Source organism: uncultured Nostoc sp. (genome assembly GCF_964245445.1).
Lineage (GTDB): Bacteria > Cyanobacteriota > Cyanobacteriia > Cyanobacteriales > Nostocaceae > Nostoc.
Genome location: NZ_CAXTNE010000004.1, coordinates 1 through 11,661, shown reverse-complemented (window position 1 = coordinate 11,661; position 11,661 = coordinate 1). Strand labels below are relative to the sequence as shown.

Genomic DNA, 11,661 nt, shown 5'->3' with positions numbered 1-11,661 from the left:
TCCATTTCCAGCATTTCGACTGGGTAGCCGGTCTTGTCGCTGGTGATGGCTAAGAGGTTTTTATCCAAGTCAACAATATCGATGGTTGCGCCAGATACAGGTGCAGCAGTTGTGGGTGCTGGCTCTGGGGTGAATGCAACAACTTCGCTGACTGGAGGTGAGCTAATTTTGACTACAACCTCAGCTTGGGGTTCTACTACTGGGACAGATGGCTCTACTGTCTCGACAGTGGCGAAATGCGGTGTGGGAAGTAGAGATGCGATTGATCGCGTCTCTGGGGATACAGGAGTTTCAACTACAGGCTCTACAGAAGGCGGCAGAGGTTCTTGGCTAACTGTTGAGCCGTTTTTAGCTACAGGCTCAGTTACAGGCAAAGGCTGGCTTTCTACTATCTTGGTAGTAGCAGGTACTGGTGCATCACTAACAGTTGTTTCTGTTGTGAATGGGATGAAATTGTTTAGTTTCTCTGTTAGTTGGGTTGCTCCATCACCAGAGATGATTTGAGAATATTCTTGCTGTATGAGTTGGAAAAAGTTTTTGGTATATTCCAACTGCTCTTGGAGATATTGCTCATGGATGCGTAGGGTTTCACCTTGTTGGGAATGAAACTGCATCATGCTGCGCTCTAAGCTTTCCATGACAACTAGCTTCATTTTGGCAGTTTCGGCTGTTGATTTACTTTCACTCAACAAGGAATTCTGCTGCTGCATCAGTTGGAAAAACGCTTTGGCGTATTCCATTTGATGGTTGAGATAAGTACCGTGAACTTGTAAATTCTCGGCTTGATTTTCCTGGAACTGTGTCAGGAGATACTCTAAACTTGCTAAAAGTTGTTCGTAATTTGTAAGTTTTTCTGGTGTTGGTTGCATCTTAGATTCCTGGGCTGGTTGTGACAGGGTAACAGGATTCATTTGTTGCTCTGTTTGGGTGATATTAGAAGTCACACTACTCATTGCTGGGGTAAGTTTTTTATGTCCGTTAGTCTCAATCGCAGCGAGAGTTGGAGTCACACCTGGGCTGCTAAACAAAGGAGCCGCATCAGAATATTCGGGGGTGGGTAATGTGACTTTATGCCCATCCTGCAAAGCTAGAGCGAAGGCATTTTTCGTTTTTTCGGATCTGTAGTTTATGCCGTTTAAACGGACACTTAATATCTTCTTCGTCTCAATTGGGGGTATAGTTTGGGGAAGTTGGTAAGGATCGAGGTTATTCAAAGCCATACCAATTACCCGCAACTGCACAACTGCTTCCCGCAAAGAGCGATCACTATTCTTTTGGGTGCTGGGGTTCAAAGATACAGTCAGGTGTGGGCGATCGCCAAGAATATCTTTTACTAAGTTGGTGAGAATTCTCCTCGGCCCAAATTCCACAAAGCAAGTACCACCCGCCGCATAGATATTTTCAATTTCCTGTTTAAACAGCACTGAATTGGAAAGGTGCATTTCCAAAATTTTTTGAATACCTTGGGGTTCTTTGGGATACTGCTTACTGGTAACGTTGCTGTAAACAGGGATTTTGGGACTTTGGAATTTGACAGACTTGGTGGCGATCGCAAAGGATTTTTGAGCAAAGGCAATTAGCGGTGTATGGAACGCTGCTGAAACAGGTAACAATACAGCTGTATATCCTTTCTCGTGTAAAGCCTCTCTGACTCTCACTATTTCTCCGGTAGGGCCAGCCAAGACAAATTGAGTCGGAGAATTTTGATTAGCGATCGCAACTTGGGGAAAATGTCTCAGCACTGCTTCCACTTTGCTGATGTCTTCTTTGACAGCCAGCATACTTCCCGCATCATGATCTGGATCTTCGGGTGCAGCCATTGCTTGACCCCTAGCTTTTACTAAGAACAAGTAATCTTCCGTACTCAAAACCCCCGCAGCCCATAGCGCTGTGAGTTCACCAAAGCTATGACCGGCAACAAAATCTGACTTAAATCCAGCTTGTTGCAATATGCTGTACATACCTGCACTCAACACCCCGATGGCTGGTTGAGCGTATTCTGTGCGTTGTAAGGCAGCAATTTGGACATTTTTTTCTGCCTCTCCAAACACAGGATGAGGGAAAACGATTTCTGACAACGGCTGCAAATTATCTTTGAGCAACAGGCTATCCATATAACCATGAAGACGGCGCATCAAAGGAAAATTCATCACCAGTTCGCGGCCCATCTCCAGGTATTGCGAACCTTGACCAGAAAATAGAGAGACAACTTTTCCGCCCAACTGCATACCAGAGGAACGGTAATAAATCCCTTGGGGATGCTCCCAAGATGCTGCTGTACCTTTATGTTTCAGCCAGTCAATGCTAGTTTGCAATAACTTGCAAGCTTCTTCCAGATTCTCAGCTACAAATCCAAATCTGGCAGCAGAGAGGGGAATTTGTAGCGATTTGCATTCATTAACTAATTGTGCGTAATGTGATTTGCCTTCAGGCGATCGCAACTTACCTAAAATATCTTCAGATTTGCTCAACAATTGGTCTACTGTAGGAGCAAACAACAGCACTTCACTAGCATCACTGTGTAAGCGGTAAGCCTGGTTTTGGTCGGCTTCATATTCTTCCAAAACGACGTGATAATTGGTTCCGCCAAAGCCAAAGGAACTCACACCTGCGCGTCTTGGTGCTTCTCCTTCAGCACGAATCCAAGGTCTAGTTTCGGTATTCAAATAAAAGGATGAAGTTTTAATGTTGAGTTTGGGGTTCGGCTCGGTGATGTTAATTGTCGGCGGTAATACTTTGTGATGTAAAGCCAAAGCAGTTTTAATCAAACTTGCCGCACCCGCAGCCGCTTTTGTGTGTCCGATTTGTGATTTCACACTACCCAAAGCGATGTGCTGCTTTTTCTCATCATGTACATCAAAGAAGTCTTTTAAAGATCCGAATTCTGTCGGATCTCCAGCCATTGTGCCGGTGCCATGTGCTTCCATCAAACCAACAGTAGCGGGAGAAAAACCGGCATCTTCATAAGCACGTTCTAAGGCTTTGACTTGACCTTCTTTGCGGGGAGCATAAATACTCTTATAACGCCCATCGCTGGAAGTACCAATACCTTTAATTACGGCATATATTTTATCGTTGTCGCGTTCAGCGTCTTCCAAACGTTTGAGGACAACCATCCCGATACCTTCACCCAGCATCATCCCATCCGATTTAGCATCGAAAGGTTTGACATTTTCACTAGGAGTAACCGCCGGTGTTTTGCTGAACGAGATGTAAGCCATGATGGTGTTGTCGGTATCAACACCACCAGTCAGCATCATGTCAGAACGATGCTCAACTAGCTCACTAATTGCCATTTTTAAAGCACCGAAAGAACTAGCGCAAGCGGCATCAACTACGCAATTCATCCCGCCAAAATTTAGGCGATTGGCAATTCTACCCGCGACTACGTTAGCTAACATTCCAGGGAAAGCGTTCTCATCCCATTTCACGTAAGCGCTTTTGATTTTATCAACAATTTTTTGGGTATCTTCATCAGATAAACCACTGCTTTTGAGAGCTTTTTCCCAAATCGGATATTCCAATCTTGCAGAAAGTGGCATTCCTAATTGCTTGGCCATCGCCACGCCTAAGATTACGCCAACAGTCTCGCGGTTAAACTCACGTTTTTCGCCGTAACCTGCATCTTCCATAGCTTCTTTCGCAACCACTAAACTTAATAGTTGCGATACATCTGTAACTTCTAAAATGCTGGGTGGTATGCCAAATTCCATTGGGTTAAAATCTACCTCTGGAAGAAACCCGCCTCTTTTGCAGTAGGTTTTATCTTCAGTAGTTCTAGGATTCGGATCGTAATAATCTTCGACGCTCCAGTGAGTAGAAGGAACATCAGTAATACAGTCAATTTTGTTTACTATATTTTGCCAGTATTCCCGCAAATTTCTGGCTTGAGGCAATAGAGAAGCCATCCCAACAATGGCGATAGGATTGTGTTGTAATTGTCTGTTAATTCTGTTGATTGACACTGATTTATCTGATTTATCTGACTTCATGTTTTTTTCCTCTATAGACCTCATCACAGCCTTCTCACAATTATTGATAAGGCTCTCTAACTCTGCTAAGGCAGTATCAATCGAATAAGCAGACATAGGGCATAGTTAGTACTGTGGATTGTGTAGCTACAGTAATTCTGTTGCCTACTAGTTAATGAAAAACTCTAGTTTTGTAAGCAATTAGCTATCTTATTTTTGCTAAATGCTTGTCTTGAAATCGACACCACACGATACATACTGCCGGGGTAAAGCCTTATGTTTCCAAGCGACTTTGGCACACTGCGATCGCGAAAAAATGTTATCCAACGCTAGACTCTTGATATCGTGGCAATAGGTCGATGACGTTGTTAAAACTGGTAAAATAGTCTTGGAGTGTAATAGCTGCTTGACCAGTGAATTCAATCCATTTGTAATAGTAGAGATTTTGAGCAATAGTATCCCACTGGAACAATAAAAACTGAAGAGTAGCTAAGAAAACAGAAACGCTTTTTTTGCCTGAACCCGTTTGATTATCTAGCCTAACCACAGCAACATAGCTGTTATTAATGACAACGTTCTGTATCTTGATCAACGTCATAGCCAGTTTCAACGTCCAGGATAATATATTCTATGGGATTTGACCCAGTAAAGTTGACAACTTCGTTACAGAAAAGACACCACCTTTAATCCAAGATAATGCAAGTTTAAAAGTAAATAAACGATCAGAAAGTGATGGATAAGCAGTTATGTTTAGTTATTTTTAATTTTAAAATTCCAATTAAATAACTAGTTTGCTTAACTGCTTTTAAGCATTGAATTAATAAAAACAATAACACACTTTACATAAACTAAATCATTCCTTTAAAGTTATTTTATAAAGAAGCCTCCACTATTACTTATGTCAATTTTGAATAAAATTCCGCATCCAAGTATAATTTATGACGATATAAATATATAAGATATTTTGCTATCTACGGGTTTGCCAAAAATTTGTACTGAATTAAGTTAACAATGCAAATCTGTTGTCTAGTAAGTAACAATTCCATGAATACATAGATAAATTGAATAACCATAAGTATGTTTTCTCAGAGAAACATCATAATTGAATCAAAGTTTTGGGTTATTTTTCAATATAAGTCAAGTTAAGACGCAAAGCGGTTATTTATAAAGCAAATGTTAATTTTTAGTATGTTGCGTGATAAACATAATTATGATTACATCCTTTAAAAGGGCGTTTATAAAGCATAGCTACACAGGTAACAGTCAAAGTGTCGCGCTGACTGAGATTCTGCCCAGAACTTAAGTTCTGCTTTTCATAGTTAAAGTCCACTCAAGTGGACTGAAATTTTCCCTTTGATTAAGGATAGGCATGTACATAGCTTCAAATTTTGTATTTAGTCCTCTTGAGAGGACTTTAGCTATCCCGTCTTGGAATTTATTCCAAGACGGGATAGCAACGAAGCAGAAGATTTATAAGTATGTTAGTAATTTCAAGGGGCCGAATCCCTTGTTAAAGGTAAACAAACTTCCGCCACAGTGGACTCGTGTATTTTTAGATATGCGTTGACGTAACGCACCAAATGTATCGCTTTATGCCTTTAATTACTATGAGCAAAGCTGATAATAATGTCTTATAATACACAACCTTAATAAGAATAATCTGTTAGTAATATCAAATCTGCTTAATAACGAACTATCTTTTGGTATTCAATTAGCAGACAAGGGGTTAGTAATGAGCAAATTTCTTCAGTCTCTAATCTGACTGTGATGAAATATTTTAGTGAGAGAATCAGGATTTATGCAAAGTTAATCTGTTGACAAAATTCAATTTTCGTGTCATTGTTGATAACAAGTTTATCCAAACTTTGAGATCATTTTTATTAGCGCTTCGTTGTTCTTGAAAGTTAAGTTTCCCGGTTAGCCCTATTGTATTTTACGCTACGGGATTAGATGTCAAATTAGGATATAACTTAGGAAGCTTTGAAGTAACACCACCATTAATTTTCACGCCACAATAGTGAGTTTGGGCGGCAAAAGCGTACAACAATTCATATAAAACCAATTTAGACCCATCCACTTTATTAAGGTAGAAACCTTAGAGGAAAAGCCCTCTTGGTAATTTGCGGATGAGTCTATATCTAAGCGATTAAATATAACCAGGCTATCCCCTAGAAAACAGAATTGGAATGAAAAGATGGCAGTAAATAAAGAAAGCCGATTATTCACAAAACCCGTAGGGCGATCGCAAGTAATTTTAGCAGCTTCTCTCACCTTGGCGGCGGGATTAATAGCTTTTTATAGTGTGGTACCGTTTTGGTCTAAACCTAAAGTTGTGACACCACAAGCGTTTCCTCCAAAAGCAGTCGCTCCTGCAAAACTTGCTGTGACAGCCTTGGGACGTTTGGAACCAGAAGGCGAAGTTACTTCTTTGACTGCTCCCGCTTCCAATAACGGGGTGCGAGTAGAAAGACTGTTGATAAAAGAAGGCGATACGGTTAAAGCAGGGCAAGTACTGGCGTATTTAGAAAACTATGGTCGTTCTAGAACCGCATTGCAACAGGCTTTAGACCAGCTGCAAGTTGCCAAAGCTAAACTAGCGCAGGTTAAATCTGGAGCGAAAACCGGAGATATCGAAGCTCAAAAGGCAGCGATCGCCGGTTTAGAGCCACAATATAAAGGGGATGTTGCTACACAACAGGCGACAATCGACCGTATTCAGGCTGAAGTAGACAATGCTCAAGCCGAGAATAATCGCTATCAGCAATTATATAGACAAGGTGCGATCGCGGCTTCTGTAGCAGATACCAAAGCTTTGCAACTAAAGACTACACAACAGCAGTTAACAGAAGCTCAAGCCACTCTCAAGCGGACTCAAGACACATTCCAAGAACAACGCAAGCAAGCACAAGCCCAACTCACCAGTATTAGTGAAGTGCGTAGTGTAGATGTTCAAGTCGCACAAACCGAAGTCAACAGTGCAACAACTTCTGTTCAACAAGCAAAAGCCGACTTGGATTTAAGTTACATCAAATCTCCCATAAATGGCAAAATATTGAAAATTCACGCCAAAACCGGAGAAGTAATCAGCAGCAGCAGAGGATTTGCTGAGATAGGTAAGACATCTCAAATGTATGTGATTGCAGAGGTGTATCAAACCGATGTTCAAAAAGTGCGTGTAGGACAAAAAGCCACAATTACCAGCACTGCATTTGCTGGAACAATAAAAGGAACTGTAAAAGAGATTGGTTGGCAAGTTGACAAGCAAAACATCTTCAGCCTAAACCCTGGCTCAGATACAGACCGCAGAATAATTGAAGTAAAAATCTCCATCGATAGTCCCGCAGATAGTCAAAAGGTTGCTCGTTTCACCAACTTACAGGTAGATGTAGCCATTCATATTTAGTCAATTGATCATTGGGCATGGGGCATTAGTTATTAGCCATTCACAAATGACAAATGACAAATGACAAATGACAAATAACAAATAAATCCATGAATTTCAAAATTCCTTTAGGATGGCTACAGCTAGCACAGCAAAAAGTTCGTTTACTAGTAGCTGTAGCTGGGATTGGTTTTATTGTGCTGCTAATGTTTGTGCAACTTGGTTTTCAAGATGCCCTCTATTCAAGTGCAACCGCAGTGCATCAGAATCTCAAAGGAGATTTATTTTTAGTTAGTTCTCAATATAAATCTTTGACCTCAAATCAAAGTTTTTCGCGGACTCGTTTGTACCAATCTCTGGGGTTTGATGGCGTAGAGTCAGTTAGCCCCATGTATTTGCAATTTGCCAAACTGAAAAATCCGGCAACTAGTGAGAAATATTCAATATATGTTATTGGTTTCGATCCCGGTAGACCTGTGATGAACATCCCAGAAGTTGAGAAAAATTTAGATAAACTTAAAATTCCCGATGTGATGCTTTTTGACCGGAGTTCTCGCCCAGAGTTTGGTCCAATAGCTACAAAATTTGATGCGGGAGATACTGCACAGACAATTGAAATATTTCCTTTCAATTCATTAATTGGCTATAGAGTCAGAATTGGTGGCTTATTCAGCTTAGGGCCTTCCTTTGGGGTAGACGGAAACTTGATTGTTAGTGACTCAACTTTTCTGAGGATAAATCCCAATAGTCGTCCGGCAGATATGATAGATATCGGTTTGATTTCCCTCAAACCAGGTACTAATGCAGAAACAGTACTAAAAAATTTGCAAGCAAGTTTGCCTAATGATGTCCAAGTTTTTACACGCCAAGGCTTTATTGATTTTGAGAAAAGATATTGGGCTGTCAGAACACCTATTGGTTTTATACTTAACTTGATGTTGACAATGGCTGCGGTTGTTGGTGTGGTAATTGTTTATCAAATCCTTTACAGCAATATTGCTACACAGTTCGTTGCTTACGCCACTTTAAAAGCTATAGGTTATGCCAATAAATATTTATTAAATGTGGTATTTCAGCAAGCTTTAATTTTGGCAATTTTAGGTTATATTCCAGGATTTCTTAGTTCTATATTGGTATATAGTTTTGCAGCAAAAGCAACTAAATTACCAATATTGATGACCATTAATAATGCACTCCTTGTCTTAACTTCAACAGTTTTAATGTGTATAGCATCAGGAGCGCTTGCTATCAACAAACTCCGCTCCGCAGATCCAGGAGATATTTTTTAGCTATTCCTCGCAGCAAAATAATTAAATTATTTTGGCTTGATATAGGCTCATAACTAAGCATTGGTGCAGACTCTACCTAGAAAAATTTTTCTTTGTACGCATTTGAGATTTTAGATTAAAAGTTGTTACCAAAATTCCAATTCGGTATAAATTTTAAATCTTTTCTCTAACAAATCAAATTCACCTATTTAACAATAAACCCAAATTTATGAACCTCAAAAACAAAACCCTGCTAATTACTGGGATAGATGAACTTGTCGGTTTGCGTACAGCTGAGTTAGCTATAGCGCAAGGAATGAATGTTCGTGGATTGCAAAGTTCTACAGAACATAACAAACAATTACAGAATTTAGGTGTTGAAGTAATTATTGGTAGTGTCACCGATTCTGCTATTGCTCAAAAATCTTGCCAGGGAGTAGATATCGTTTTACATACAGAGCAAATTGCCGAAGAAGCTGGCGCAATTAACCATTTTCGTGATGTGAATGTTGGCGGTACAGTCAACATAGCTAAAGCCGCTAAACAGGCTGGTGTCAAAACATTTGTGCATCTATCCAGCGTGATGGTTTACGGTTTCAACTATCCTAATAGTATTACAGAATCCGGGCCACTCTCTGGCGAAAATAATCCATACTGTCAAACGAAAATAGAAGCTGAAAAAGCACTCTTAGAACTCAATAATCTTTCAGATTTTGGCATCATCATTATTCGAGCCGGAGATGTTTACGGGCCAGGAAGTATTCCTTGGATAGTCAGGCCAATTCTGATGATGCGTCAAAAATTATTTGCCTATGCCAACGAAGGTAAAGGAGTAATCAATCATGTATATATAGATAACTTGATTGATGCTATCTTTCTTGCGATAGAAAAAGAAACCTATGGTGAAATATTTAATATCACCGACGGACAAGAAACTTCGTGGAAAGAGTATTTTATGCGTTTAGCAGCAATCGAAGGTTTATCAGCACCGCTTTCATTACCGAAAGATGAAATCAAGTTGTTTCTAAAGCTACGGGTTCAAGGACAAAAACTTTTCCGTAAAAAAGTTGATATTCTACCAGAGTCTATAGATTTTATGACTCGTCCCTATGCTTGTTCGATTGCCAAAGCAGAAAGCCTGTTAAATTATAAACCAACAATTGACCTAGAATCAGGAATGCAGCGAACACATGAATGGCTGCAAAAAACAGATATTCAAAGCTTGATGAAATAGTGTTTTGGGAGTAGGGAGAATAGAAGAATTAGAAAAGTAGGTTGGGTTGAGCGTAAGTGAAACCCAATAAAGCCTTAATAATTAATCTTGGGTTACCCTGCGGTATCTTCCTACGTTCCTCAACCCAACCTACTAAATTCTGACTTCTGACTTTTGGATTATTACGTTGCATCTGCCTAACAATTATCTGCAATTAAGCATCAAATAATCCACAATTTTTGGGAATCCTTATTTTCTATGAGTAGGAATCAGCCACGATTGAGCATCGGATTACCTGTATATAATGGTGAAAAATTTATCAAAGAAGCCATAGATTCACTCTTGGCTCAGACCTTTGAAGATTTTGAGCTAATTATTTCAGATAATGCATCTACAGATAAAACTGAGGAAATCTGTAGAGCTTATGCCGAGCAAGACCAACGTATCTGTTACTACCGCAATGACAAGAATATCGGTTGCGCCCGTAACTTCAATCGAGTTTTTAAATTGTCTTCGGGTGAGTACTTTAAATGGGCAGCCTATGATGATCTACATGCTCCAGATTTTATCAAGAAGTGTGTTGAGGTGCTTGACCAAGATCCTACTATAATCTTGTGTCACTCCCAGACATATTTCATTGATGAAGAGGGGAGTTTTCTTCAAAACTACGATATCAAACTCAAGGCAGATGCACTAAAACCACACAAGCGTTTCCACGAATTGCTGACCAAACATTTATGTTATCAATGTTACGGTGTAATTCGCGCCAGTGCCCTGAGAATGATACCGCCTATGGGTGGTTATGGTAATGCAGATGGAATTCTATTGTTAAGACTTGGTATTCTCGGTAGGTTTTATGAAATTCCTGAATACCTATTTTTTGCCAGAAGCCATCCGCAACAATCAATGAGTATGTATTTCCCTAATTATTTGTTGTTTACTAACAACAGAAAAAAACACTCATTGAGTATGCTGCCTGATTTTTATGCCTATGCAGTGTGGTTTGATTCAGCAAAGAAAGGACAAATTTTATTGCCACATTGGAGAATACTCTGGGAATATATACTCTCTATATGGCGTAGTCCCTTGAGTTTGGATGAGCGGCTGTGTTGTCATAGAAGTTTACATCAGCAGTTAAAAGGGACAGAATATCTTCTGTTGAAAGATTTGCTAATGGTGGTGCAAAAACTTTGGAAAGGTTGGCAAGCAGCATCAATTAAAAAACAGCCAGTCAGACTTTGAAGGAATCACTTCATAAAAATAAGCTGGCAAAAACAGCTTTTTTAAACCCCCGAATCACCGATTATTGCCCACAAAACTATGTTTAAACTATCTCAATTTTGTCATGTTTTGCTTGCTACTTTAGTGAGCTTCAGCTTTGCTAAAACAGTGAATGCAGAGCCAACTGCAACACTTAATGTTGTGGTAAATGGAGTACATCACCAAAAAGGTGAGATTTGCTTCAGAGTTTACGCAAGTGAACAAGGATTTCCGATGAATAATTCTAGTGGATCTCAAAGTGGCTGCGCTAGGATTACTGGCAATTCTGTAAAAAAACAATTTACCGGTTTGAAGCCTGGAACTTATGCTGTCGCTGTAGTTGACGATCAAAATGGCGATCGCAAACTCAATAAAGACTTTTTCGGTATTCCCAAAGAAGGTTTTGGGATTTCCAAAAATCCAACTGTGTCTATACAAACAGGTTCGCCAAAGTTTCGTGATGCCAGTTTTGTTGTAAACAAAAATACAACAGTCAACATCATCATGAAATATTCGCTGGATTCGTAAAGGAGTGGGGAGTGGGGAAGAAGCAGGGGAGCAGGGGGC

General features: G+C 39.9%; 7 protein-coding genes. 5 read left to right on the top strand and 2 right to left on the bottom strand.

Annotation, left to right across the window (positions count from 1 at the left end; translation table 11 throughout):
- Positions 1-4,088 (bottom strand): beta-ketoacyl synthase N-terminal-like domain-containing protein (locus tag ACFE90_RS01190; protein WP_375496987.1); only part of this gene is annotated, 4,088 nt, incomplete at its 3' end.
- Between the two features lie 202 nt (positions 4,089-4,290).
- The gene (locus ACFE90_RS01185; protein ID WP_375496985.1) at positions 4,291-4,569 is read right to left on the bottom strand and encodes a hypothetical protein; all 279 of its coding nucleotides are present in this window, start codon (positions 4,567-4,569) and stop codon (positions 4,291-4,293) included.
- A gap of 1,596 nt (positions 4,570-6,165) precedes the next feature.
- Here ACFE90_RS01185 and ACFE90_RS01180 point away from each other — a divergent pair.
- The 5 genes from ACFE90_RS01180 (at position 6,166) to ACFE90_RS01160 (ending at position 11,622) form a co-directional block, all read left to right on the top strand.
- On the top strand, positions 6,166-7,374 hold the full coding sequence (locus ACFE90_RS01180; RefSeq protein ID WP_375496983.1) for an ABC exporter membrane fusion protein: 1,209 nt from the start codon (positions 6,166-6,168) through the stop codon (positions 7,372-7,374).
- An 89-nt stretch (positions 7,375-7,463) separates the two neighbouring features.
- Positions 7,464-8,642 carry an ABC transporter permease DevC gene (devC, locus tag ACFE90_RS01175; protein WP_375496981.1) on the top strand — a complete coding sequence of 393 codons (1,179 nt, stop codon included), beginning with the start codon at positions 7,464-7,466 and terminating at the stop codon, positions 8,640-8,642.
- Between the two features lie 208 nt (positions 8,643-8,850).
- Positions 8,851-9,855 carry an NAD-dependent epimerase/dehydratase family protein gene (locus ACFE90_RS01170; RefSeq protein WP_375496979.1) on the top strand — a complete coding sequence of 335 codons (1,005 nt, stop codon included), beginning with the start codon at positions 8,851-8,853 and terminating at the stop codon, positions 9,853-9,855.
- 237 nt (positions 9,856-10,092) lie between these two features.
- Positions 10,093-11,076 (top strand): glycosyltransferase family 2 protein, encoded by a 984-nt coding sequence (locus ACFE90_RS01165; protein ID WP_375496977.1) that lies wholly within the window; start codon positions 10,093-10,095, stop codon positions 11,074-11,076.
- 78 nt (positions 11,077-11,154) lie between these two features.
- Entirely contained in the window at positions 11,155-11,622 is a 468-nt protein-coding gene (locus ACFE90_RS01160) for a DUF2141 domain-containing protein (RefSeq protein ID WP_375496975.1), read from the top strand.
- Positions 11,623-11,661 lie beyond the last annotated feature (39 nt).

Bases quoted from the DNA above. Each gene is read 5' to 3' on its own strand.
- ACFE90_RS01185 (WP_375496985.1), bottom strand. From the start codon at position 4,569: ATGACGTTGATCAAGATACAGAACGTTGTCATTAATAACAGCTATGTT.
- ACFE90_RS01180 (WP_375496983.1), top strand. From the start codon at position 6,166: ATGGCAGTAAATAAAGAAAGCCGATTATTCACAAAACCCGTAGGGCGA.
- devC (WP_375496981.1), top strand. From the start codon at position 7,464: ATGAATTTCAAAATTCCTTTAGGATGGCTACAGCTAGCACAGCAAAAA.
- ACFE90_RS01170 (WP_375496979.1), top strand. From the start codon at position 8,851: ATGAACCTCAAAAACAAAACCCTGCTAATTACTGGGATAGATGAACTT.
- ACFE90_RS01165 (WP_375496977.1), top strand. From the start codon at position 10,093: ATGAGTAGGAATCAGCCACGATTGAGCATCGGATTACCTGTATATAAT.
- ACFE90_RS01160 (WP_375496975.1), top strand. From the start codon at position 11,155: ATGTTTAAACTATCTCAATTTTGTCATGTTTTGCTTGCTACTTTAGTG.